This is a genomic window from Methylobacterium sp. NPDC080182 (genome assembly GCF_050281105.1).
GTDB lineage: Bacteria > Pseudomonadota > Alphaproteobacteria > Rhizobiales > Beijerinckiaceae > Methylobacterium.
The window spans coordinates 105,855-128,565 of sequence record NZ_JBNNWO010000013.1; the positions used below are offsets into that span (position 1 = coordinate 105,855).

21 protein-coding genes are annotated in these 22,711 nt (G+C 71.9%); 16 read left to right on the top strand and 5 right to left on the bottom strand.

Annotated features, from left to right (window positions below):
- Positions 1-94 precede the first annotated feature (94 nt).
- Positions 95-493: a hypothetical protein gene (locus ACQKQD_RS22300; protein WP_020093077.1), complete on the bottom strand. Its 399-nt coding sequence runs from the start codon at positions 491-493 to the stop codon at positions 95-97.
- Between the two features lie 566 nt (positions 494-1,059).
- On the opposite strand from ACQKQD_RS22300, the gene ACQKQD_RS22305 reads away from it, so the two are divergent.
- The 4 genes from ACQKQD_RS22305 (at position 1,060) to ACQKQD_RS22320 (ending at position 5,535) form a co-directional block, all read left to right on the top strand.
- Complete coding sequence (locus ACQKQD_RS22305) at positions 1,060-2,265, top strand: O-antigen ligase family protein (RefSeq protein ID WP_020093076.1); 1,206 nt, start codon at positions 1,060-1,062, stop codon at positions 2,263-2,265.
- A 127-nt stretch (positions 2,266-2,392) separates the two neighbouring features.
- Positions 2,393-3,145 carry a glycosyltransferase family 25 protein gene (locus tag ACQKQD_RS22310; protein ID WP_020093075.1) on the top strand — a complete coding sequence of 251 codons (753 nt, stop codon included), beginning with the start codon at positions 2,393-2,395 and terminating at the stop codon, positions 3,143-3,145.
- Between the two features lie 300 nt (positions 3,146-3,445).
- The gene (locus ACQKQD_RS22315; protein WP_427509594.1) at positions 3,446-5,125 is read left to right on the top strand and encodes a hypothetical protein; all 1,680 of its coding nucleotides are present in this window, start codon (positions 3,446-3,448) and stop codon (positions 5,123-5,125) included.
- A complete protein-coding gene (locus tag ACQKQD_RS22320) occupies positions 5,122-5,535 on the top strand; it encodes a DCC1-like thiol-disulfide oxidoreductase family protein (RefSeq protein ID WP_020093073.1) in 414 nt (137 codons plus the stop codon). The genes ACQKQD_RS22315 and ACQKQD_RS22320 overlap by 4 nt, the downstream gene beginning before the upstream one ends.
- A gap of 40 nt (positions 5,536-5,575) precedes the next feature.
- Here ACQKQD_RS22320 and ACQKQD_RS22325 read toward each other — a convergent pair whose 3' ends face one another.
- Positions 5,576-6,502, bottom strand: coding sequence for a glycosyltransferase family 2 protein (locus tag ACQKQD_RS22325; protein WP_427509595.1), 927 nt, complete (start codon positions 6,500-6,502; stop codon positions 5,576-5,578).
- 808 nt (positions 6,503-7,310) lie between these two features.
- Between ACQKQD_RS22325 and ACQKQD_RS22330 the strand changes: the two genes are divergently transcribed.
- The 8 genes from ACQKQD_RS22330 to ACQKQD_RS22365 all read left to right on the top strand — a co-directional run bounded on the left by ACQKQD_RS22330 (position 7,311) and on the right by ACQKQD_RS22365 (position 15,528).
- Positions 7,311-8,819: an oligosaccharide flippase family protein gene (locus tag ACQKQD_RS22330; protein WP_244492281.1), complete on the top strand. Its 1,509-nt coding sequence runs from the start codon at positions 7,311-7,313 to the stop codon at positions 8,817-8,819.
- A gap of 85 nt (positions 8,820-8,904) precedes the next feature.
- Positions 8,905-9,813: a LysR family transcriptional regulator gene (locus tag ACQKQD_RS22335; RefSeq protein WP_427509596.1), complete on the top strand. Its 909-nt coding sequence runs from the start codon at positions 8,905-8,907 to the stop codon at positions 9,811-9,813.
- Positions 9,814-9,978: 165 nt separating this feature from the next.
- A complete protein-coding gene (locus ACQKQD_RS22340; protein ID WP_132368385.1) occupies positions 9,979-10,794 on the top strand; it encodes a putative hydro-lyase in 816 nt (271 codons plus the stop codon).
- A gap of 43 nt (positions 10,795-10,837) precedes the next feature.
- Positions 10,838-12,109 (top strand): MFS transporter, encoded by a 1,272-nt coding sequence (locus ACQKQD_RS22345; RefSeq protein ID WP_091680544.1) that lies wholly within the window; start codon positions 10,838-10,840, stop codon positions 12,107-12,109.
- A gap of 28 nt (positions 12,110-12,137) precedes the next feature.
- Positions 12,138-12,899 (top strand): 5-oxoprolinase subunit PxpA, encoded by a 762-nt coding sequence (locus tag ACQKQD_RS22350; protein WP_427509597.1) that lies wholly within the window; start codon positions 12,138-12,140, stop codon positions 12,897-12,899.
- Positions 12,896-13,630, top strand: coding sequence for a 5-oxoprolinase subunit B family protein (locus ACQKQD_RS22355; RefSeq protein ID WP_427509598.1), 735 nt, complete (start codon positions 12,896-12,898; stop codon positions 13,628-13,630). The genes ACQKQD_RS22350 and ACQKQD_RS22355 overlap by 4 nt, the downstream gene beginning before the upstream one ends.
- Positions 13,630-14,646, top strand: a complete 1,017-nt coding sequence (locus tag ACQKQD_RS22360) for a biotin-dependent carboxyltransferase family protein (RefSeq protein WP_427509599.1) — start codon at positions 13,630-13,632, stop codon at positions 14,644-14,646. Before ACQKQD_RS22355 ends, ACQKQD_RS22360 begins: the two co-directional genes overlap by 1 nt.
- A 93-nt stretch (positions 14,647-14,739) precedes the next feature.
- Positions 14,740-15,528 carry an aldolase gene (locus ACQKQD_RS22365; RefSeq protein ID WP_100251874.1) on the top strand — a complete coding sequence of 263 codons (789 nt, stop codon included), beginning with the start codon at positions 14,740-14,742 and terminating at the stop codon, positions 15,526-15,528.
- Positions 15,529-15,535: 7 nt separating this feature from the next.
- On the opposite strand, the gene ACQKQD_RS22370 is transcribed toward ACQKQD_RS22365, so the two are convergent.
- Positions 15,536-16,828: a lytic murein transglycosylase gene (locus tag ACQKQD_RS22370; protein ID WP_427509600.1), complete on the bottom strand. Its 1,293-nt coding sequence runs from the start codon at positions 16,826-16,828 to the stop codon at positions 15,536-15,538.
- A 155-nt stretch (positions 16,829-16,983) separates the two neighbouring features.
- Between ACQKQD_RS22370 and ACQKQD_RS22375 the strand changes: the two genes are divergently transcribed.
- The 3 genes from ACQKQD_RS22375 to ACQKQD_RS22385 all read left to right on the top strand — a co-directional run bounded on the left by ACQKQD_RS22375 (position 16,984) and on the right by ACQKQD_RS22385 (position 19,267).
- A complete protein-coding gene (locus ACQKQD_RS22375) occupies positions 16,984-17,478 on the top strand; it encodes an SRPBCC family protein (protein WP_331298702.1) in 495 nt (164 codons plus the stop codon).
- A gap of 152 nt (positions 17,479-17,630) precedes the next feature.
- The gene (gene pyk / locus ACQKQD_RS22380; RefSeq protein ID WP_427509601.1) at positions 17,631-19,043 is read left to right on the top strand and encodes a pyruvate kinase; all 1,413 of its coding nucleotides are present in this window, start codon (positions 17,631-17,633) and stop codon (positions 19,041-19,043) included.
- Between the two features lie 95 nt (positions 19,044-19,138).
- Complete coding sequence (locus tag ACQKQD_RS22385; RefSeq protein WP_012320301.1) at positions 19,139-19,267, top strand: hypothetical protein; 129 nt, start codon at positions 19,139-19,141, stop codon at positions 19,265-19,267.
- A 65-nt stretch (positions 19,268-19,332) separates the two neighbouring features.
- Here ACQKQD_RS22385 and ACQKQD_RS22390 read toward each other — a convergent pair whose 3' ends face one another.
- Entirely contained in the window at positions 19,333-20,520 is a 1,188-nt protein-coding gene (locus tag ACQKQD_RS22390) for a patatin-like phospholipase family protein (RefSeq protein WP_170855161.1), read from the bottom strand.
- A gap of 499 nt (positions 20,521-21,019) precedes the next feature.
- Here ACQKQD_RS22390 and ACQKQD_RS22395 point away from each other — a divergent pair, with 499 nt between their 5' ends.
- Positions 21,020-21,547 (top strand): GcrA family cell cycle regulator, encoded by a 528-nt coding sequence (locus ACQKQD_RS22395; protein ID WP_427509602.1) that lies wholly within the window; start codon positions 21,020-21,022, stop codon positions 21,545-21,547.
- A 12-nt stretch (positions 21,548-21,559) separates the two neighbouring features.
- Here the strand turns inward: ACQKQD_RS22395 and ACQKQD_RS22400 are convergent, their stop codons facing one another.
- The gene (locus ACQKQD_RS22400; RefSeq protein WP_427509657.1) at positions 21,560-22,558 is read right to left on the bottom strand and encodes a TAXI family TRAP transporter solute-binding subunit; all 999 of its coding nucleotides are present in this window, start codon (positions 22,556-22,558) and stop codon (positions 21,560-21,562) included.
- Between the last annotated feature and the right edge of the window lie 153 nt (positions 22,559-22,711).

Genomic DNA, 22,711 nt, shown 5'->3' on the forward strand with positions numbered 1-22,711 from the left:
CGTGGGTCGGGCCTCGCGGGTGCTCGGGAACGCGAAAGCCCGCCTCGACGGTGCGAGGCGGGCTTCCGGTCTTCTGGGATTATGTCGGTTCGGATCAGCAATCGTTGCCGGAGACCGGGGCGGTCTGCCGATCGGCGGCGGCCTTGTTCATGGCGCCGACCGTGCCGGGCGACGCGGGCTGGTTGCCGCCGGCCAGGTTCGCGGCGGCCGGATCGGTCGAGTTCGACTTGGAGCCGGCGTCCGTCTGCGCCTGACGGTCGGCGGTCTGATTGGCGCCCACGTTGTTCATGGCACCGACCGTGCCGGGCGACGCGGGCTGGTTGCCGCCAGCGAGATTCTTGCTCGACTTGTCGACGTCGGAGCTCTTGGGATTCGATGCCTGCTGATCGGGGCTGTTCGACTTCGTGGTTCCGGTGTTGCACGGGGCCGCGAGGGCGGGCCCGGCAGCGAGGGCCAGAAGCGCAACCGCGCCGGCCAGGTGAGAGACCTTCATCAAACGCTCCTCCAGGATTTATCGATCTCCCAAGTGCCTAATCGTCCCGTGAGTTCCGTCGCGACTGCCCAGATCTTCGACTGAGAGCGGGCCGCACACCGGATTTCGGTGCCTTCGACGCGGATAAATGTATGAATTCATACATTGGCGCCGAAGATACCGGGCCGCTCACGTCGCGGCGGCCGATCTTCGGTGCGGCATCCTATCCCACGAGGCCGGGCCGAGCTGTTTCATCGGCCGGGCGGGACCGCGCATCGATCCGGTCGTCCCCGAGTGCCGCGCCGCCGCTACCTCGTTTGGTCGAGTTCTTGAGTCCGGGATGCCCGGGATAGCGTCGACTCGCGAGGGGGCGTGTCCGCGGCAGCCTCGAGCGGTGTCAGGCCGCGGGGCGGATGGGACACCGCCTCACCCGGGGCGTCTGAGATCGAGCGATGGCGTTTCCACGACACTTGACGGGCCTCGGACACGGTCCTGCCGGCGGCCTCGCTTGGTCACCGGGCGGGCCGTACGGAACGGATCACCGCTGGGCCCATTCGGGCGCACCGGGCGATGGCGGGGCCGAGGCCATGCCGCGGCTCGGCGTGGCCGCCGCCGCGTGGATCGTCCTGTTCCTCTTCGCCCCGGTGGTCGGCGAGCAGATCAAGCTGCCGGGCGTCGACAAGGCGATCTGGATCGGCAGCGACCTGATCGCCTTCGCGTTCCTGGTCATGCGCCGCGACCTCGCCGCCACCCTGTTCGGCAGCCGTCTGCTGCTGCTCAGCTGGCCGCTCCTGGCGATCGCGTCCGCCCTGTGGTCCCTCACGCCCGGCCTCTCGGCCTATCACGGGCTCCAGCTGCTCGCGACGATCGTGGCCGGCATCACCCTGCGGACGACGATGGGCCTGTCCCGCCTCGTCAGGATCGTCTTCCTGGGCCTCCTGGCGGGACAGCTCCTGTCGGCCTTTCTCACGGTGGCGGCGCCCGCCCTGACGCGCGGGACGGACGGCAACTGGGCCGGGATCTACTCGCACAAGAACGTCCTCGGATCCCTGTCGAGCCTCCAGATCCTCTGCGCGGCCTGCCTGTTCCTGCAGGGCTGGAACCGTCTCCTGACCGCGTTCGGATTCTGCTTGGCCCTGGCGCTCCTCGTGTCGACGCACTCGGCCACGGCCCTGGTGGCGGCCGCCGCGGGGCTGTTGCCGCTCGCCGCGATCTTCGCGTGGCGCCAGGGCAAGCACGTGACGGGCTTCTGCCTCGGCATCGCCATCGCCCTGGCGGGCGTCGGGATCCTCGTCGTCGCCGCGCGGGGCGCCGACATCTCGGCGAGCGTGCTGTCGGATCTCGGCAAGGACACCACGCTGACCGGCCGCACCATCCTCTGGCAGTTCGGCCTCGACCAGTTCTGGCGGGAGCCGCTCATCGGCATCGGCTACAAGGCCTACTGGGAGAGCCCGCTCACCACGGCCGCCTACCTGCACTTCGTCACGAAGCAGAAGCTGTGGTTCTTCCACAACAACTTCATCGACACGGCCGTGGCGTTCGGGATCGTCGGCCTGGTCCTCTTCACGGCCGCGCTGCTCGACACCGCGCGCCGGGTGATCGCCCATTTCGCGCGCTCCTCCGGCTACGTCGAGGCGTGGCCGATCCTGTTCATGAGCCAGCTCTTCGTCCTGGTCTGTTTCGAGTGCCCGCTCTTCGTCAATCACGGTCTCCACCAGCTCCTGCTGGCGGCGATCCTGCCGGTGGTGCGGTCGCCGACCGTCGACGGGAGCGACCCGGCCGCCCGCGATTGAGCTCGCAGGCCCGAGCGCTGTCCGGACCCCGGCGCAGATCCGGACGGCCGGAGCCGTGGACGCGGTCGGGAAGGATCACGGCCGCCGAACGCGGCCGGCCCGACGGGCCCCATCAGAGGTGACTACGATGTACTGCTTCGGGATCTCCCTGCCCCGGTTCCGCGAACGGCACGCCTACCTATCCCGGCACCTCGCCGAGGTGTGGGGGCCGCGCTGCGAGATCACCGGCTATGAAGGCCCGGTCCCGGATCCGAACGCCCCGTTCCAACCCGACCTGACGGCCGGTCAGATTGGGTGCGCGCTGTCCCACATGAGCGCCTACGAGCGGATGATCGCGCTCGACCTGCCCCACGCGCTCATCGTCGAGGATGACGTCGTTCTGCCGCCGCAGATCCATCAGATCGTGGCCGGCATCGAGGCCGCCTTGCGGCCCGGCGACGTCGTCCTGCTCTTCAATTGGGCCGAGACGGTCGGGCCGTTCAGCTCGGTCGACACCGTCACCATCGGCGAATACCGGTTGTGCCTGCCCATGGACATGAGCAGCCTCGGCACGGCCGCAGCCTACGTGATCACCCGGTCGGCGGCCGAGGGGATCCTGCGGGCCAACCGCCCGGTCGCGGTGACGTCGGACAACTGGGCCTACTTCTTCGAGCGCGGCGCCCTGACATGCGGTCGCGCGCTCGTCCCGAACGCCGTCTCGCGGAAACCTTTCGAGTCGACCATCTTCACGTCCCGCTCCAGGATCGCGGCCTTCCTGAAAGGCAACCCGATCCTCAAGCCCCTCTTCGCCGCGCGCCGCCGGGTCCTGGCGGAGCGGGTCGCCGCCAAGCTGACGTTCGTCGACGAGACCTCACCGCTGGCGGGACAGGCGCCGCGCTGACGCCCGTCCCACCGCGCGCAGCGGCGAGTAGAGCCCGGGGGCCGGGACGGTCGGGGTAGCCGAAAGGCGTAGGGGCGATCGCCCTCTTTGCAGCCTCTCACACCCCCGTGAAGTGCCAAGCTCTCCGGCGAGGCAGGAACCCGGGGCGGCAGGACAGGTCCGCGGCGGGTCCTCCTCGAGACGCCCGCATGACGGCGGACCCCGTTCGGCCGCTGGCCGCCCCGTCGTCGCGGGCCCTTGAGGATGAGAGGTCGTCGCTGCGCCCAGCGGCGGTCGCACCAGCGCGGCGGAAGACAGACGATGAGCAGCACGCTCCCGATCACCGGCCCGGACAAGGCCCTCGACACCGCCCTGCGACGCCTCGTCCGACCGGTGGCGGAGCGGGCGCGCTACTACCTGATCCTGCTCGCGCAGATCGGCGCCCTGCTGGTCCTGCTGAAGGTCTCGCACAGCGTCACGGCGATCAACAACTACTACGGCGTGGTGCTGCCCGTGGCGCTGGCCCTCGCGATGACGCGGGTGCGCTTCGCCGCCGCCGATCTCGCGTCGGTCCGGCTGCTGCAGATGATCGGCGTGATCGCGGGCGGCTACGCGCTGATCCACTACCCGCTCTTCCCCGTCATTCTGCCCGGGGCGAAGGCGACCGTCGCCGTCACGGCCATCGCGGTGCTGTGGGTCGCGGCCGTGGCCGGCGGCGTGCTCTGCCTGCGCTGGCCCTCGCTCGCCCTGATCAGCGCCACCTACCTGGTCTGGAGCAAGCAGGCGGTCATCCGGGTGACCGGCCTCTGGCACGGGCACATCATCGACGTGGTGCCGCTCGCGGAGGTGAGCTTCTGCCTCGTCGCGGGCCTGCTGATCGCCCACGGGACGGCGCGTCTGCGCGACTGGCGCGGGCTCGGCGCCGCGGCGCGGTCGGACGTCGCGTCGGCCAGCGCGATGTTCTCGAAGGTGCTGATCGCGGCGGCGATCAGCATCCACCTCGGCAACTACTATTCGTCATTCCTGGCCAAGGTCACGCTCGACGACGGGCCGTTCTCGTGGCTGCTGAACAACGATCCCGGCAAGATCTTCATCGTCGGCCTCGACAACAACCACGTCCCCTACGCCGGCTGGCCCGTGCTGGTGGAGGCGATGCGCACGATCCTGAGCCATTCGAGCGCGCTGACCAACACGCTCATCCTGGTCGGCCAGGGCATCGCCCTGGTGGGGATCCTCATGCCGCGCCGCTGGCTGCTGCTGCTGCTCCTCGGCTTCGACGTGATGCACCTGTCGATCATCGTGCTCATGGGCGCCAACTTCGCCCCCTGGATCATGCTGAACCTCGCCATCGCGGCCGTCGTCGTGAGCCGGCACTACGAGCGGCCCCCGGTCTCGGTCGGGATCCTGTCGGTGCTGTTCATCCTGACCGGCAACACGTTCATGACCCAGGCCTGGCTCGGCTGGTACGACACCCTGGCCAACAACAAGATGTACTTCGAGGCGGTCGACCGGACCGGCCAGCGGCACTACGTGCCGACCAACTTCTTCACCTTCTACTCCTACCCGTTCGCCCACATGGCCTACGGCGCGCCCGACGCGGCGAACGCCTTCGCCCTCGACAACCCGAACGGCGGCACGCAGGTCTTCCGCAAGGTCACGGCCTCGACGACCTGCGACGTTCCCGTCCTGACCGCGCCGGACGGCATGGGCCAGGAATACTCGAAGTCGGAGATCGACGGTCCGGCGCTGGACGCCTACGTCCGGGGCTACCACCGCCTCGTCAGCGCGATCCGCGACAGGACGGGCCTGTTCCCCTACGCGGTCTATCCGCACCACTTCTTCGTCCCGCTCCAGTACGCCGCCGGCTTCGACACCCTCGCCATGGCCGACATCGTCGCCTACGTGTACCGGCGCGAATCCGTCTGCTTCAGCCTGCAGGACGGCGTCCCCGTCCGCCGCGTGGTGTCCGAAGCCGAGCACAGGATCGACCTGACGCCATGACCGCCCCCTCGACCGAGGCCGCCCTGACGGTGGTCTACGACGGCGAATGCCCGTTCTGCTCCAACTACGTGCACCTCATGGCCCTGCGCCGGTCGGTCGGCACCGTCGCCCTGGTGGACGCCCGGAGCGGGGGTCCCCTGGTCGACGAGATCGCGCGGCGCGGGTACGACCTCGACGAGGGCATGGTCGTCCGGCACGGCCCGGACCTCTATTACGGCGCGGACGCCCTCGTCCTGCTGTCGCGCCTCAGCGACGACCGGGGCGCGGCGAGCCGGCTCCTGGCGCGGCTGCTGCGCAGCCCCGGACGCGCGCGGCTTCTCTACCCGGCGATGAAGCTCGGGCGGCGCGTCACGCTCCGGATGCTCGGCCGGACGCGCCTCGCGCGGCCCGGCGGCGCGCCGGCCCGCTGAGCGGGCCGCGCTCCCGCGCCTCCCGCCGGCCCGGAGCGCCCTAGGCCCGGGCGGGCGCGCGCGTCAGCAGCGTCCGCGCGCTGTGCCAGGCGAAGGCCAGGACGCCGCTCAGATTGGCGGTCACGATGGCGCGCCACGTCAGGCCGAGCTGCGCGTCGAAGCACGGGCCCCCGACCAGTTCGCGGGCGGCGTTGCGGGCGGACCAGTACAGGTGCTTGATCAGCCACGGGCTGCGGCCGATGTGCTTGGCGTAGAGCGCGCCGTTGCCGAACTGGTAGTTCCAGTGCAGCCGGTCGATCGTGCGCGGGTCCCGGCGCCCGTGGAAATGCTTGACGCTCATGTCGGGCACGTACTCGACCGCCACGCCGGCCGCCCAGCCGCGGTAGATGAAGTCCGTGTCCTCGGCCGCGCGGAACGTCGCCCCGGGGCCGAACGCCGCGTCGAACCCGCCGATCCGCTCGATGACGGCCCGGCTGCAGGTCATGTTGCAGCCGTGGACGAAGCCGCCGGGATGGGCCGGGTACGTCAGCCGGCTGGCCAGGGCCTCGGTCTTCGTGGTGAAGTCGATGTCCTGGGTCGATCCCAGCTCGACACGGCCACCGCGGATGACGCTTTCCGTGTCGCCGGCATAGTGCGCGATCAGATCCCGCAGATACTGGTCCGACACGACGCAATCGTCGTCGATGAACGCGATGATGTCTCCGGACGCGCGCGCGATCGCGGCGTTCCGAGACCCGGCGACACCTGGGCGCGCCTGCGTGAGGAGCAGAACGTCGCGTCGATCGATCGAGACGGACGCGGACCAGCGCTTCAACGCCGCGTCCGTGCCGTCCGCGGACCCGTTATCGACGACGATGATCTCGGCCTCAGCTTCGGGCGCGGCCTCGATCGCGCGGACCACCGAGTCGAGCGTCTGCAGAAGGGACGCTACACGGTTGCGAGTACATACGATGAAGCTGATTTTCATTTGGCATTATTCCATAAATACTGCCAGAATTGCGACCTTCTAAAACGAGTCACAGACAATGTATAGTAATATTATTGCACTTCCTCGATCCGTGCGCCGTAGGGGCGGCTACGCCTTTTGGATGCGGAACCGAATGTCATGCAGTTGTGGCGGCGCAATAATCGGCGTCCCCGACGCAAAGCGACGGCTGCTTGGATCCTCTGCCGCGCTACAGAAAAGTCCAGATCCGCGCCGGCACCGGACGATGATCTCGGGTATTCGATCCCACCGACCCGTCAAGCCGGGAATATCTTGCGGAGGTTTACTGTTCCATCGGCGATAACGCGGAATAGGGCACGCGCGCGCCGTGACGGAATGCGATCCGTCCGGCCTCGCGACCGGGACTCCAAGTCTTTCCGCGAGGTCTTCGGCCGAAACATCGGATCGTCCCGGCCGTGCCGCGCGCCGCTTGCACATTCGGAAATCTTCGTTCGGCCTCGGCATACGGTGCTGCCAGCGTGAACGGGGCTCGAAGTGCGTTCGGCAAGATGAATATATTACGTGCCGGTTCATGACGCGGGCAGATCACGGATATGTGCGCCCGATACAGTCACATCGGATTCCCGGACTCGGGAGCGGGCGAGTTCTCGGGCCTCTCTGCAGCGCCTGATCTGCACGGCGTCCCGACCTGACCTCGGCCATCGGGCGTGGGCACGGTCCTCCGATTGGCCAGCTGCCGCGGTCCACCGGGCACTGTTAAGCCGTCCCGACCGATCGCGCCCTGGCCGCCGCCAGCGCGGCCGCCACCCTGTCGCGTCCGAAGGATCCCATGGCAGAACTCCGAGAGGGGCCGGAAGCGACGGCGCCGCCCGCGTTCTCGAAGCGCCGGAGCCTGGCCTGGATGGGATTCTGCCAGGGCGGGTTGTTCCTGGCACAGTTCGGCACCTCGCTGGCCCTCGCGCGGCTGCTGACGCCCCACGAGACCGGCATCTTCAGCCTCGCCGCCGCGATCGCGGGCCTGCTGTCCACGCTGCGCTCCTGCGGCCTGTCGAGCTACATCGTCCGGGCGGACCGGGTGGACGGGGCCCTGCTGGCGAGCGTGTTCACGGTGAACCTGATCCTGTCGGGCGCGGCGGCGATCCTGATCCTGGCCTTCAGCGTGTTCGGCAGCGTCCTCCTGGGCGAGCCGGAGGTCCAGCGCGCCCTGGCCATCCTCGCCGTCGTGCCGCTGGTCGGCGCGCTGGAGTTCCGCCCGGCCGCCATGATCGAGCGGCACGGCAATTTCCGCGGCGTGGCCCTCGTCAACATGCTGCGCGGTCTCGTCGCCAGCGGCGCGATGCTGGCGCTGGCGCTCCTCGGCTTCAGCTACATGAGCCAGGCCTACGGGCAGGCAGCGGGCGCCGTCGCGGCGGCGCTGGCGGCGAACGGCCTCGGCCTGCGCTACGTGTCGCTGCGCATGGGCCTCGCGGGCTGGCGCGAGATCCTGACCTACGGCGGCCGGCTCTTCGCCATCGCGGGGGTTGCGGGAATCGCCGGCCGGATGGGCGACCTCGTCCTCGGGCGGATGCTCGGGCTCAGCGCCCTCGGCCTGTACTCCCGCGCGGCGAGCCTAAACACTCTGATGTGGGACCACCTGCACGTGGTGATCACGCGCATCACCTTCGTGGACCTCGCGAACCAGCAGCGGAACGGGCAGTCCCTGCGCACCTGCTACCTCCACACGCTGCGGATGATCACCGTGCTGCTCTGGCCGGCCTTCGCGGGCGCGGCCGTCCTGGCTGGGCCGATCATGCGCGTCCTGCTCGGTCCGGGCTGGGACGGCGCGGCGCTGCCCTTCTGCCTGCTGTCCCTGGCGGCGATCGTGCTGAGTTCGCTCAGCATGACCTGGGAGGTGTTCCTGATCCGGGACCAGACCGCCCTGCAGGCGCGGTTCGAGTTCCTGCGCCACGGCGCCGGCCTCGTGATGTTCAGCATCGGCTGCCTGTTCGGACTCGGCGGCGCGGGCGCGGCACGGGTCGGCGAGGCGCTCCTGGCCGTGGGCCTCTACCGGCCGCATCTCGAGCGGATGACCGACACGTTCCGGCGCGACTACGCCCCCATCTACCTCCACGCCGCCGTCCTGACCGGCATCGCCGTCGCGCCCGCCGTCCTGGTGATGTCGGCCTGGGGCTGGTCGGCCGAGACGCCGCTCCCGAGCCTCGCGGCCGCGATCGCCGCCGGGATCGCCGGCTGGGCCTGCGGCCTCTGGTACCTGGACCATCCCCTCGTCGCGGAAGCGCGCCTGCTGCTCGCGCACATGCGCCCGGCCCGTCCGGCCACGAGCGTGTCGAACCTCTAGCGGCGAGCGGCGGCCGCGCGCTTGCGCTCGCGCGCATCCGGGCGCGATATGACCGAGCACGACGGCGAGGCGGGACGATCGCGGGATGGCGGATTTCCGCAGCTTGGAGGTGTTCTACTGGGTCGCGAAACTCTCGAGCTTTCGCCGCGCCAGTGAGAAGGTGAACACCACGCAGCCGGCGGTCTCCCAGCGCATCGCGGCCCTGGAGCACGAGTACGGGACGCTGTTCGAGCGCCGCAGCCGGGACGTCGCGCTGACGGAGCGGGGACGCCTGCTCCTCGGCTTCGCGGAGCGGTTCCTGGCGCTCCAGACCGAGATGAGCGCGGCCCTGCACGAGACCGGCCGGACGCGGGGCACCCTGCGGCTCGGCGTGTCCGAGACCATCGTCCACCTCTGGCTGTCGCGCTTCATCGAGCGCATGCGCGCCACCCATCCCGGGATCGGCGTCGACATCACGGTCGACATCTCGCCGAACATGCAGGCCGCCCTCGTCGCCGACGAGATCGACCTCGCCCTCCTCGTCGGCCCGATCACCCTGCCGAGCTTCGCCAACCGGCCCCTGTTCAGCACCCCCGTGGCCTGGATCGCCGCGCCCGGCCTGCTGCCGGGCGACGAGCCCCTGAGCCTCGGCGCGCTGCTGCACCACCCGCTCATCACCTACCCGCGCAACACCAGCCCCTACGTCGAGCTGCGCGACCTCGTCCTCCAGGAGAACCTCCTGCCGAGCCAGATCCACACGAGCGCCTCCCTGGCCACCATCGTGAAGATGGGCGTCGAGGGCCTCGGGATCTGCGTGATCCCCCCGGCCGTGGTCGATGCCGAACTGCGTGCCGGCACCCTGCGCGTCCTGCCGGCCGAGCCGCAGCTCTCGGACCTGACCTTCACGGCGATGCACACCAAGCGGCCGGCCCACCACTTCGTGGCGGACGCGGCCCGCCTCGCCCAGGACGTCGCCGAGACCTGGGCCGCCGAGACCTGGGCCGCCGGCCGATAAGTCCGGTTTATCGCGCCCCATTCGCAATCACGATTGGCCTGCTCCGCGGCGCGATGGGATCGTTGCCGCAGGAAATGAATCGCTGAAGCGATCGGGATCTCGCGGAATACGGACGGCCGACGCGGCCGCGCCGGCGCGCGACGACCAGCCAGGGAGATCAACGCGGTGAGCCAGCACGCGGGCGCCGACGGCGCGCCACCTGTCTTCGCCGACGCGGCGGACGCGCGGCGCGCGATCCGCGCGGGTCGGTTCCGGGGCCACACCTCGGGTCTCGTCCCCGCCCACGCGCAGGGCAACCTGATGATCCTGCCGCGGGCCATGGCGGAGGATTTCCACCGCTTCTGCCAGCAGAACCCGAAGCCCTGCCCGATCCTCGGCGTCTCGCAGCCCGGCGACCGCGCACTGCCGACGCTGGGGACCGATCTCGACCTCGCCACAGACGTCCCCGGCTACCGCGTCTACGAGGGCGGCGCGCTCGTGGCGGAGCTGCCCGACCTGACCGGCGTGTGGCGGGACGACCTCGTCACCTTCGTCCTCGGCTGCTCCTTCTCGTTCGAGGCCGGCCTGATCGAGGCGGGCATCCCGCTCCGGCACGTCGCCCTCGGCCGCAACGTCGCGATGTACCGGACCTCCATCGCCACCCAGCCGTCGGGCCCGTTCCACGGTCCGCTCGTCGTCTCCATGCGGCCGATGAAGGCGGCGGACGCCATCAAGGCCGTGCAGGTGACGGCCCGGATGCCGGCGGTCCACGGGGCGCCGATCCATCTCGGCGACCCGGGCCTGATCGGCATCCGCGACCTCGCGCGGCCGGATTTCGGCGACCCCGTGCCGATCGAGCCGGACGAGATCCCGGTCTTCTGGGCCTGCGGGGTCACCCCCCAGGCGGTGGCGATGGCGGCGCGGCTGCCGCTCTGCATCACCCACGCGCCCGGTCACATGCTGATCACCGACCTCCTCAACCGCGACCTGCCGTTCCTGTGACCATCCCGGCCGCGCGGCGGCCATTCCGCAAAGGAGTTGCGCCATGTGGGTGAGAGACACGAGTCCGGCGGAGCGCCGGGTCCTGGGCGCGGCCTTCGCGGGCTACGGCGTCGATGCGTTCGACTACATGATCTACACGTTCCTGATCCCGACCCTGGTCGTGGTCTGGGGCCTGACCAAGGTCGAGGCCGGCAACATCGCCACCGCCGCGCTGGTGACCTCGGCGATCGGCGGCTGGGCGGCCGGGATCCTCGCCGACCGCTACGGCCGGGTCGTCGTCCTGCAGGGCACCGTCGCGTGGTTCACCCTGTTCACGGTGCTCAGCGGCTTCACCCAGTCCTACGAGCAGCTGCTCGTGACCCGCGCGCTGCAGGGCTTCGGCTTCGGCGGCGAGTGGTCGGTGGGCTCGGTGCTGATCGCCGAGACGATCCAGGCCCGCTACCGCGGCAAGGCGGTGGGGCTCGTCCAGTCGAGCTGGGCGGTCGGCTGGGCCTGCGCGGCGATCGCCTTCTGGGCCGTGTTCGCCCTGGCGGAGCCGGCGGTGGCGTGGCGGATCCTGTTCTGGCTCGGCGCCCTCCCCTCGGTGCTGATCTTCTGGATCCGCCGCAACATCGAGGACCCGGAAGTCTACCGGCAGACCCGCGCCGCCATGCGGGACGTCGGCGACACCGGCAGCTTCCTCGACATCTTCTCCCGGCCGCTGATCGGCCGGACCGTGCTGGCGAGCCTGCTGGCGACCGGCATGCAGGGCGGCTACTACGCGGTGACCACGTGGCTCCCGACCTACCTGAAGACCGAGCGCAACCTCTCGGTCCTGAACACCAGCGGCTACCTGCTGATGCTGATCTTCGGGTCGTTCGTCGGGTACCTGACCAGCGCCTGGCTCTCCGACCGGATCGGGCGTCGCCTGGGCTTCGTCCTGTTCGGCTTCTGCGCCGGAATCCTCGTCCTGGCCTACACGCTGATCCCGATCACCGACCCGGTGATGCTGATCCTCGGCTTCCCGCTAGGCTTCTTCCTCTCCGGCGTCTTCTCCGGGATGGGCGCCTTCCTGAGCGAGCTGTTCCCGAGCCGGATCCGCGGCTCCGCGCAGGGCTTCTGCTACAATTTCGGCCGCGCCACCGGCGCGATCTGCCCGGCCGTGGTGGGCCACCTCAGCGGCTCGCTGACACTCGGCATCGCCATCGGCGTCGTGGCGGCGGGCGCCTATTGCCTCGTGATCGTCGCGGCGCTTCTCTTGCCGGAGACGGCGGGCCGCGCGCTCGATTCTCGCAGCGCGGATCCGGCCGAGCCGGAACCCGTTGCGGCCCTATGAGACCCGATCGGCACGCGGAGCGGCGGCGATGACCAGCGTGGACCTGAATTCCGACCTCGGCGAGGGCTACGGCGCCTACGCCTGCGGCGACGACGCGGCGATCCTCGGGATCGTCACCTCGGCCAACGTCGCCTGCGGCCTCCACGCCGGCGACCCCGAGATCATGGCCCGGACCTTCGCGCTGGCGAAGGAGCGCGGCGTCGCGGTCGGCGCCCATCCGGGCTTCCCGGATCTCTGGGGCTTCGGGCGGCGGCGGATGCCCTACAGCCCCGCCGAGATCGAGCGGCTCGTCGCCTACCAGATCGGCGCCGCGCAGGCGCTCGCCGCCTATGCCGGCCACCGCATCACCTACGTGAAGGCGCACGGGGCGCTGGCCAACGTCGCCGCCGAGGAGCGGCCGGTAGCCGACGCCATCGCCCGCGCGGTCCGCGCGGTGGACCGGGAGCTCGCGCTGCTCGCCATCGCGCTGACCGCCCAGGTGCCGGCGGGCGAGGCCTGCGGCCTCGAGGTTCACCAGGAGATCTTCGCCGATCGCGGCTACACGCCGACCGGCCTCTTGATCCCCCGCAGCCAGCCCGGCGCGATGATCACCGATGCCGGCGAGGCGGCCGACCGCGTCCTGCGCATGGTCGAGGCGGGCGCGATCCTCACGGCCGACGGTCAAACGCTGCCGACGCCGATCCGCTCGATCTGCGTCCACGGCGATTCGGACCACGCCGTTGCCACGGCGCGGGCGGTGCGGACCCGGCTGGAGGGCGCGGGCGTCACGCTGGCGCCGTTCCGGCCGTGAGCGCGGCGCTGGACGAGCCCCGCCTCCTCGACGCCGGCGAGGCGGCCCTCGTGGTCGAGTTCGGCAGCACCGTCGACCCCGCGATCAGCGACCGGGTCCTGGCCCTCGACGACGCACTCGGGGCGGACCCGCCCGAGGGGCTGCGCGAGCGCGTGCCGACCTACCGCTCCCTGATGCTGCACTACGACCCGCTGGTGCTCGACCGCGGGACGCTCGCCGAACGGGTCCGGGTGCTGGTGGCCGGCGCGACCGCGCGGGCGGCCCGCCCGACCCTGTGGACCCTGCCCTGCTGCTACGACGCGCCCCACGGAGAGGACGTCGCGCAGGTCGCCGAGCGGAGCGGCCTGACCCCGGAGGCGGTGGTGTCGACCCACGCGGCCACGACCTTCCGGGTCTACATGTACGGCTTCGCGCCGGGCTTCGCCTATCTCGGCGGCCTGCCGCAGCCCCTGGCGGTGCCCCGGCGGGCGAGCCCGCGGCCGCCGCACCCGCGCAACGCCATCATGATCGGCGGCGGCCTCGCCGCGGTCGCGACCGTGCCGATGCCGACCGGCTGGTACGTGATCGGCGCGACGCCGTCCCGCCTCTACGCGCCGGAGCGCGACCCGAGCTTCTTCGTCGGCGCCGGCGACCTGATCCGCTTCGAGCCCGTGGATGCCGCGACCTTCGACGCCCTCACGGCGCGCGAGGCCGCGGGCGAGCCGGTGGCCCGCCGCGAGGAGACGCGCTGATGCCCGCTCTCGTCATCGACTCCGCCGGGCCCGGCATCACCCTGCAGGACGGGGGCCGGCACGGCTACCTGCGCTACGGCATCACGGCCGCGGGCCCGATGGACCCGCTGATGCACGCCGCCGCCAACCGGGCGGCGTCGAACGGCCTCGACGCCACCGCCATCGAGATCTCCACCGGCGGCGTCACCGTCTCGGCGGAGGACGGCGCCGTCGGGCTCGCCCTGCTGGCGCCGGGCTTCCGCGTCGCGCTGGACGGGCTGCCCCTGCCCGACACGGTCGCGCTCACGCTGGAGCCCGGCCAGACCCTCGTCGTGCGCGCGGGCGATGCCGGCGCCTGGGGCTACCTCGCGGTCGCCGGGCGGCTCGACGTGGCGCCGGTCCTCGGCTCGGCGGCGACCCATACCCGCTCGGGGCTCGGCGGCCTCGACGGGCGCGGCCTCGCCGCGGGCGACCGCCTCCCCGTCGCCGAGGGCCGGACGTCGGACGGAGCGCCGCAGCGGCTCGTCGCGCCCTGGCTCGCCCGGGACGGCCGGGAGATCCGGGTCGTGCTGGGCCCGCAGGACGACTACTTCGCGCCCGACCAGATCGAGGCCTTCCTGGCCGGTCCCTGGACGGTCTCGCCGCGGGGCGACCGGATGGCCTGCTTCGTCGACGGCACGCCGCTGAGGCACGCCAAGGGGCACGACATCGTCTCCGACGGCGTCGCCATGGGGGCGATCCAGGTGCCCGGCAACGGCCTGCCGATCATCCTGATGGCCGACCGGCAATCCACCGGCGGCTACCCGAAGATCGCCACGGTGATCGGGCCGGATCTCGGGCGGCTGGCGCAGGTCCGGGGCGGGGCGAGCCTGTCGTTCCGGCGCGTCACGGTGGCGGAGGCGGTCGCGGCGCGCCGCGCCGAGCGCGATCTCCTGCGCGAGGCGATCCCGCGCGAGCCGGTCATCCGCACGGATTTCGCGTCGGACTTCCTGCTCGGCCTCAACCTCGTCGGCGGCGTCACCGACGGCCGCGCCTGAGCGCGGAGCGGCTGCGCAGGGGCGAGCGAGCGTCTAGAGTGCTGGACCGGTCGAGTCCCCGGCCCGAACCCCGACACAGGAAAGCCCGCACGCATGGCGCACGCCGTTACCGCCCCGGGAACCCCGCCCGCCCGCAGCAACGAGCCCCTGAACGCCGACAGCGTGCGCCGCGCCCGGATCGACCTCGCCGCCTGCCTGCGCTGGGCCGCGCGCAACGGCCTCGAAGAGGGCATCTGCAACCATTTCTCGGCGGTGCTGCCGGAGCGGCCCGACCTGTTCCTGGTCAATCCCTACGGCCTCGCCTTCGCGGAGGTCACCGCGTCGAGCCTGCTGCTCTGCGACTTCCACGGCAACGTCCTCGAGGGCGACGGCCAGCCCGAGGCCACCGCCTTCCACATCCACGCCGAGCTGCACCGGCTGAAGCCCCGCGCCCGGGCCGCGTTCCACACCCACATGCCCTATTCCACGGCCCTGGCCATGCTGGAGGGCGAGCCCCTGATGTGGGCGGGCCAGACGGCGCTGCGCTTCTACGGCCGGATCGCGGTGGACGAGGATTACAACGGTCTCGCACTCGATTCGTCCGAGGGCCGGCGGATCGCCGAGAGCGCCGGCGAGGCGGACGTCGTGTTCCTGAAGAACCACGGCGTGATGGTGCTGGGCGAGACGATCGCGGAGGCCTGGGACGACCTCTACTACCTGGAGCGCGCCGCACAGGCGCAGGTCCTGGCCATGAGCACGGGGCGCGCGCTCAAGGCCGTGCCCGAGGCGATCGTGAAGCGCGTGGCGGCCCAGGAGGCGGCCGGGCGCGCCGAGAGCGCCCGCCTCCACCTGGAGAGCGTCAAGCGGGTGCTCGCCCGGGACGAGCCCGCCTTCCTGGCGTGAGCGTCCGTCAGGGCGCGGCCCGGACCCGGTCCAGCAGCACGGCGTCGGCGTAACCGTCCGGCGGCAGGCCGACCGACCCCTGGAAGGCGCGCAGCGCCGCCCGCGTCTTCGGGCCGATCTTGCCGTCGACCCCGCCGGTGGCGAAGCCGCGCTCCGTCAGGCGGGTCTGCAGGTCGCGCCGCTCGTCGCCGGTGAGGGGCCGGTCGCCCCGTGGCCAGTCGTGCACCAGGCCCGGGTCGCCGCGCAGGCGGTCCGACAGGAGCGCGACGGTCAGCGCGTAGGCGAGCGCCGTGTTGTAGCGGAGGATCACCGCGAAGTTCGGCTGCAGCAGGAAGGCGGGGCCGCGGATCCCGGCGGGCAGGATCAGGGTCGCCTCGGCCGTGTCCGGCAGGGCGCGGTCGCGGGCGGGCCTCACGCCGAGCGCCCGCCACGCCGCGACAGTGCGGACCGTCGTCTCGTCGGCGAGCGCCGCGTCGAAGGTCTCGGGCAGAACCGCCTCGCTGCCCCATCCCGCGCCGGGCTTCCAGCCGTGGCTGCGCAGGTAGTTCGCCGTCGACGCGAGGGCGTCCGGCACCGAGGTCCAGATGTCGCGCCGGCCGTCGCCGTCGAAATCGACCGCCTCGCGCTGGTAGACGCTGGGCATGAACTGCGTGTGCCCCATGGCACCAGCCCAGGACCCGGTCAGCCCCGCCGGCATCCGGTCGAGGGGCGCCTGGTTCCAGGCCAGGATCTGGAGCGCCGCCGCCAGCTCGTCGCGCCAGTACGTCGCCCGGGCGGGATCGCTGCAGCCGAGCGTCGCGAGCGAGCGGACGACCGGCTTCACCACCGCCGGGTTGTCGAGCACGGCGCCGTAGCTCGATTCGACGCCCCAGAACGCCACCAGGATGTGGCGGTCGACCCCGTACCTGGCCTCGATGGCGGCGAGCGTGTCGGCGTGCTCGGCGAGCTTGCGCAGACCGGCCTCGACGCGGGCCGGCGTGACGCTGGCCTCGATGTAGTCCCAGATCGGCCGAACGAACTCGCCCTGACTCTGGGTCGCGGCGACCACGTCCGGGTCGGGCATGAGGTGGGCGAGCTGCGCCTCGGCGAGGCCCTGCGGCACGGCGCGGGCCGTGACCCAGGCGATCAGGTCGGCCCGGCAGGCCTCGAAGGCCTGCGGCGCGGCCGGCGGCGACGGGTCCGGCCCCGCGGCGAGCGCCGGCATGGCCGTGCCGATGACGAGCGCGGCGCCGGTCGTCAGGGCCGCGCGCGCGGCGCCGCTCCGGGTCGCGGGCCGCTTCGGCGCGGCGCGATCGTCCATGGGCATCTCCGGTGATCCTGACGGGCGCGGCGTAGCATACCGCGCCGGCAGCGACACCTTCGAGACGCGGTCCGTCGCGGCCCCGGGGCTCGCCGCGGCCGGGCGGCGCCCCAAGTCGCGTCACATCAGCCCGGCGGCCCGGAGACCGACCCGTGATGCATCCCGCTTCCCTGACGGCGATCGGCGCGGCCCTCTTGGCCGCCGGACCGGCCAGCGCCCTGGAGGTCACCCGCAGCCGCGACATCCCGGCCCCGCCCGCCGCGGTCTGGGCGCTGGTCGGCGATTTCTGCGCGATCCAGAACTGGCACCCGCAGGTCCAGCGCTGCATCCTGTCGGGCGAGGACGAGGATGACGGCATCCGCGCGCAGATCCGCGGCCTCGTGGTGAAGGGCGGCAAGGGCACGATCGCCGAGGTCGAGACCGCGCGCGACGAGACCGGCATGAGCTACAGCTACAGCTTCATCCAGGGGCCCCTGCCGGTGCGCGCCTACAACGCGACGCTGGCGGTCCGTCGCGACGGCGCGGGCTCCACGGTGATCTGGAGCGCGACCTTCGACGCCGAGGGCATGAGCGACGCCGACGCCGTGGCCGACATCACGGGCGTGTTCGACGCCGGGCTTGCCGGGATCGCCCGGGAGGCGGCCAGATAGCCCCCTGCCAAATCGGCCCGCCGCGCGAAAAATCGCCTGCCGAGCGCCGCGAGGCCTCGCCGCGGGGCCGTCGCGGACCGATGTGAGCGCCGTCGGCGCGACCGAGCGCCCGGCTCGATTCCCAGAGGCAGCCTCAGGAGGCCGAGACCCGCATGCGCCGTCACCGCCACGCCAAGATCGTCGCCACCGTCGGTCCCGCCAGCTCCGCCCCGGACCAGCTCCGCGCCCTGTTCCTCGCCGGCGTCGACACGTTCCGGCTCAATTTCAGCCACGGCCTCCAGGCGGATCACGCCAAGGTCCACGCGGCCATCCGCGCCCTCGAGAAGGAAGTCGGCCGGCCGATCGGCATCCTGCAGGATCTCCAGGGGCCGAAGATCCGCATCGGCACGCTCCAGGGCGGCCGGCTCGATCTCCAGGCCGGCGAGACGGTGCGCTTCGTCCTCGACGGCGCGGACGGCGACAAGCAGGCGATCCCGCTGCACCACCCGGAGATCTTCGACGCCGTCGTGCCGGGCCAGGAGCTCCTCATCGACGACGGGCGGGTTCGGGTACGGGTCACCGGGCCCGAGCGGACCTCCATCACCGCCGAGGTCGTCACCGGCGGTCCGATCTCGAACCGCAAGGGCGTGAATCTGCCGGGCACGCTGCTGGACCTGTCGCCGCTGACCGAGAAGGACCGGGCGGACCTCGCCTTCGGGCTCGATCTCGGCGTCGACTGGGTCGCCCTGTCGTTCGTCCAGAAGCCGTCCGACGTCATCGAGGCGCGGGGGATCATCGGCGACCGCGCCGGCATCATGTCGAAGATCGAGAAGCCCCAGGCGCTGGAGCGGATCGCCGACATCATCCGGCTCTCCGACGCCGTGATGGTCGCCCGCGGCGATCTCGGCGTCGAGATCCCGCACGAGGACGTGCCGGGGCGGCAGAAGGAGCTGATCCGGGCCTGCCGGCTCGCCGTGAAGCCCGTGGTGGTGGCGACCCAGATGCTCGACTCGATGGTCAATGCCCCGGCGCCCACCCGGGCGGAGGCGTCGGACGTCGCCACCGCCATCTACGACGGCGCCGACGCCGTGATGCTCTCGGCGGAATCCGCGACCGGCCGCTACCCGGTCGAAGCGGTGGCGATGATGGACCGGATCATCCGGAGCGTGGAGGGCCACAAGCTCTACCATTCGATCGTCGCGGCCTCGGAGCCGGGCGAGGAGGAGACGCCGCCCCACGCTGTGGCGACCGCCACGGCCGACCTCGCCGAGGCGGTGCGCGCGGCGGCCATCGTCGCCTATACGGCGAGCGGGACGACGGCCGCGCGGGTCGCGCGCAAGCGGCCCGCGGCCTCGATCCTGGCCCTGACGCCCAACGTCGCGACCTCGCGGCGGCTGAGCCTGCTCTGGGGGGCGCACAGCGTCCTGACGGAGGACGTCGACAGCTACGAGGAGATGACCTCGAAGGCTTGCCACCATGCCCAGGACGAGGGCTTCGCGCGGCCGAACGACGTCATCGTGGTCACCGCCGGCATCCCGTTCCACACGGCGGGCAACACCAACAACATCCGCCTGATGCAGGTCTGAGGCGCCCGATCGGGCGCCGGGCTGGAACGCGGCCCGCGCCTGACCCGTTGTTGGGGAAGCTGCGCCATTTGGGCGCGATACCGGAGGGCCGACCCATGAACCTGATCGGACGCATCGTCACCAAGATCCTCGGCAACGAGAACCGCCCCGTCGACCGGGACGACCGGAACGCCAGCACGGCGACGCCGCTCGGCCGCCTCGTGACGAAGATCCTGGGCAAGTAGCCGCGTCGTCCGCCCGCGCCATTCGCCGCGCGCCCGAGCCGGGCGCGCGGCGGACCGTTAGGCGGTCAGTTCGCGACGGCGCTGGCGGTCGCCTTGAGCACCGGCGCCGCCGGGATCGAGTGCTGCCAGAAGGTGCCGGTCCGGCCCTTCTCGTAACCGGCGTCGTACAGGGCCCGCATGTAGGCGGTGTCGAAGCCCTTCGCGGCGGACGCCTTGGGGCCGTTCTCGTCGATGTAGGTGAGATTGAAGCCGATGCCGTTGGTGCGGGCCAGCGCGTAGGTCGCCGTCAGCGTCGCGCGGGAGCGGGCGCGGCTCGCGGTAGTGAAGGAGCGCTCGACGATCGAGAGCGTGTTGTCCTTCGTGACCTCGAATTCCGGCTCCAGGCGGCCGTTGATCACCACGTAGATCTCGGCCTTGCCGCCGGTGCGGATCCGCCCGTCGCGCAGCAGCAGGGTTTGCGGCAGGGTGAAGACGGGGGTCACCACCGAGCCGTCGACATGCATCTCCTGGAAGCGCGCGTCGCCGGCCGAGACGTCGATGAACTGGGGCGGGAACACCGCCGGGATGCTGGCCGAGGCCGCCAGCACGTCGCGGAACAGCTGGCGGGCGTTGGGCACCCCGCTCGCCGCGATGGCGCCCATGTTCCAGATCACCGCGCGCTGGGAATCGAGGTTCGTCGTGACGACCAGCAGGCGCCGGCCCTTCGCGTGCTCCTCGGCCACGGCCTTGAGGAGATCGTCCGTGACGTAGCGGTCGATGAGGTTGCGCAGGCGCCCGTCGCCGAACAGGCCCGAGCCGAACAGCACGTTGGCCAGGTTCGGCGAGGCCACCAGCTCGCTGGCGACGCCGCTCGTGTAGAACTCGGTCAGGTAGGGGTCGTAGGCCGGGCCCAGGAAGGCGAAGGGCGCGATCAGCGCGCCCGTCGAGACGCCGGAGACCAGGGTGAATTCGGGCCGCTTGCCGGATGCCGTCCAGCCGTTGAGCACGCCCGCCCCGTAGGCGCCGTCGCCGCCGCCGCCCGACAGGGCCAGGTAGGTGAAGCCCTTGAGGCGCCGCTCCGGATTGGCGGCGAGCGCCGCGATCGTGTCCACCGACGCGTCCGCGAAGACGCGCGCGCCGGGGATGCCCGGCACGGTGGCGAAGGCCGCCTGCTCGGCACTGTAGGGGGTCCGCGGAACGCTGCCGCAGGCCGCGACCTGACCCGCCAGCCCGAACGCCACCGCCATGCGCAGGCTGACCTGACGAACACCCATCGTCACTTCCTCGAACCGCGAAACGCGCCCACTCTGCCACACGGAACGAGCTTGGCCGTATCGCCTGTTCCGTCTTAGCCGGCTTCGGAGGAACGATAAGGCCGCGCTGTTGCGGTGGGGTCACGATCCCACGCGATCGGGGCGCAAGCGTGGCCGCTGCGGCCGACGGCCCGGACGGTGCGGCGCCGTACCGGACACCGGCGGGACCGCGCCGGGGCCGCGCAGGATCGCGCCGGACCCGGCCAACCCGGGTCATTGCCGGTGGACAGGCGTCGCGGCGGCCCGTGCCCGGTGACCGGCCGCCCTTGCAACGTTCGCGAGCGCCGCGCTAGGGTTCCCCCGTGGCCTGGCGAGACAGGGTGTCGCACGCGATGCGGCAGCCGGTGTGCGGGGGCGCGGTCTGCGCGGCGACACGGTCGGCCGGGATAACGGCTTCTGTCTGCCTGAAAGACGCGGACTGGCCTTCGGGAACGCGGCCGAGCCGCAGGGGGCGGAGGGGATGATGGAAGCGGGTCTCGGCTGGACGGACGATCGCGTGGCGCTGCTGCGCCGCCTGTGGGAAGACGGGCAGAGCGCCAGCAAGATCGCGGCGCAACTCGGCGGCGTCACCCGCAACGCGGTGATCGGCAAGGTCCACCGCCTCGGTCTGGCCGGTCGCGCCCGCGGCGGCGAGGAAGCCGCCACCGCCGTCCCGCCGTCGAAGACGGTCGAGATCGAGACCGCCATCGCGGTGGTCGAGACGCAGGCGCCCGAGCCGGTCGCGATCCTGGCCCACCGTCCGGCCCCGGACTTCCCGGCGCCCGCGGCGCCCGCGCCCGTGGCCCTCGCGGTGTCGGAGCGCGTCACCATCATGGACCTCCGGGAATCCATGTGCCGCTGGCCCCTCGGCGACCCGACGACGCCGGAATTCCGCTTCTGCGGCGCCCGCTCCATCACCGGCCTGCCGTACTGCACCCACCACGCCGAGATCGCCTACCAGCCCGCCGCCGAGCGGAAGCGCGATCGCCGCGTCGCCTCGTTCCGCTGAGCCGCCGCGCCGTCAGCGCAGCGTGACGCCGGCTTCGCGCAGGACGCGGGCGGTCCCGGGATTGACCTGGTCCGCCGGGACGAGGCCGACGAGGTGCCTCGGCTGCGCTTCGGTGAGCTCCGTCCGCGCCAGCGCCCGGACGATCCGGTAGGCCGTCTCCTCGTCGAGGCCGGGCCGCGCGATCACGAAGCTCCAGGACCCCACCGTCGCGATCGGCTCCGCCTGCCCGGCGAAGCTGCCGGCCGGAACCGTGAGGCGCCGCGTCGCCGCGCCGGGCTGCGCGAGGCGCGCGATGGCCGCCTCGGACGGTCCGAAGAAGCGGGCCCCGCCCGGATCCGCGGCCAGCGCGTGGAAGCCCGGCCAATCGAGGCCGCCGCCCCAGAGCGCGTCGGCGCGGCCCTCCCGCACCAGGGCCGGGCCGTCGCCGGCCCGGTCGAGGAGGATCGGACTGATGTCGCGCTCGGGATCGAGGCCCGAGGCGCCGAGGACGCTGCGGCCCATGACGGTCAGCCCGGACTTGTGCGTGCCGAGCACGACCCTGCGCCCGCGCAGGTCCGCCACCGAGCGGATCGCGCTGGTCGCCGGCACCACGAACAGGCCCGGCGTCGGGTACATCGGCGCCAGGACGGTCAGGCTGCCGCCCTCGGCGAGGGCCGGGTAGGCGTACTCGCCCTGCACGAGGCCGAGATCGACGCGGCCGGCGCGGAGGAGGCCGACATTCTCGGACGACCCGCCGGTGGCGCGCCGCTCGACGGTCAGGGCCGGGTCCGCGGCCGCGACCGCGCCGGCGAAGGCCTCCCCGAAAGCCGGGAAGCCGCCGCCCGGCGTCGCGGTGGCGAGCACGACGCGGAGCGCCTCGGCGGCCTGTGCCGGCCGCGCCAGGACCAGCCCGAGGCCCGCCAGAAGAGCGGCCCGACGAGTCGGCCGAAGGGTGAGGTCCCGTCCGCCCGTCGGGCAGGAGGGCTGGGCAGCGCCGGCCGCGGCCGGACGGGCTGGAGAATAGAATTCCATCAGGAACGGGCCGCTCAATAAAGGTCTTCCACCCCGCCGCGAAAGTTCGCCCAATTCCGGAAAGAACTTTCGGCAACGGCACTTAGCCCGATTGCTCCGGCCGCGGCAACGCGATATCGCAGCCTCCCGTCCGGGCCGGTCAAGCCTCCCCAC

Coding starts and splice junctions, on each gene's coding strand:
- ACQKQD_RS22300 (WP_020093077.1), bottom strand. CDS start 493: ATGAAGGTCTCTCACCTGGCCGGCGCGGTTGCGCTTCTGGCCCTCGCT.
- ACQKQD_RS22305 (WP_020093076.1), top strand. CDS start 1,060: ATGCCGCGGCTCGGCGTGGCCGCCGCCGCGTGGATCGTCCTGTTCCTC.
- ACQKQD_RS22310 (WP_020093075.1), top strand. CDS start 2,393: ATGTACTGCTTCGGGATCTCCCTGCCCCGGTTCCGCGAACGGCACGCC.
- ACQKQD_RS22315 (WP_427509594.1), top strand. CDS start 3,446: ATGAGCAGCACGCTCCCGATCACCGGCCCGGACAAGGCCCTCGACACC.
- ACQKQD_RS22320 (WP_020093073.1), top strand. CDS start 5,122: ATGACCGCCCCCTCGACCGAGGCCGCCCTGACGGTGGTCTACGACGGC.
- ACQKQD_RS22325 (WP_427509595.1), bottom strand. CDS start 6,502: ATGAAAATCAGCTTCATCGTATGTACTCGCAACCGTGTAGCGTCCCTT.
- ACQKQD_RS22330 (WP_244492281.1), top strand. CDS start 7,311: ATGGCAGAACTCCGAGAGGGGCCGGAAGCGACGGCGCCGCCCGCGTTC.
- ACQKQD_RS22335 (WP_427509596.1), top strand. CDS start 8,905: ATGGCGGATTTCCGCAGCTTGGAGGTGTTCTACTGGGTCGCGAAACTC.
- ACQKQD_RS22345 (WP_091680544.1), top strand. CDS start 10,838: ATGTGGGTGAGAGACACGAGTCCGGCGGAGCGCCGGGTCCTGGGCGCG.
- ACQKQD_RS22350 (WP_427509597.1), top strand. CDS start 12,138: ATGACCAGCGTGGACCTGAATTCCGACCTCGGCGAGGGCTACGGCGCC.
- ACQKQD_RS22360 (WP_427509599.1), top strand. CDS start 13,630: ATGCCCGCTCTCGTCATCGACTCCGCCGGGCCCGGCATCACCCTGCAG.
- ACQKQD_RS22365 (WP_100251874.1), top strand. CDS start 14,740: ATGGCGCACGCCGTTACCGCCCCGGGAACCCCGCCCGCCCGCAGCAAC.
- ACQKQD_RS22370 (WP_427509600.1), bottom strand. CDS start 16,828: ATGGACGATCGCGCCGCGCCGAAGCGGCCCGCGACCCGGAGCGGCGCC.
- ACQKQD_RS22375 (WP_331298702.1), top strand. CDS start 16,984: ATGCATCCCGCTTCCCTGACGGCGATCGGCGCGGCCCTCTTGGCCGCC.
- pyk (WP_427509601.1), top strand. CDS start 17,631: ATGCGCCGTCACCGCCACGCCAAGATCGTCGCCACCGTCGGTCCCGCC.
- ACQKQD_RS22385 (WP_012320301.1), top strand. CDS start 19,139: ATGAACCTGATCGGACGCATCGTCACCAAGATCCTCGGCAACGAGAAC.
- ACQKQD_RS22390 (WP_170855161.1), bottom strand. CDS start 20,520: ATGGGTGTTCGTCAGGTCAGCCTGCGCATGGCGGTGGCGTTCGGGCTG.
- ACQKQD_RS22395 (WP_427509602.1), top strand. CDS start 21,020: ATGATGGAAGCGGGTCTCGGCTGGACGGACGATCGCGTGGCGCTGCTG.
- ACQKQD_RS22400 (WP_427509657.1), bottom strand. CDS start 22,558: ATGGAATTCTATTCTCCAGCCCGTCCGGCCGCGGCCGGCGCTGCCCAG.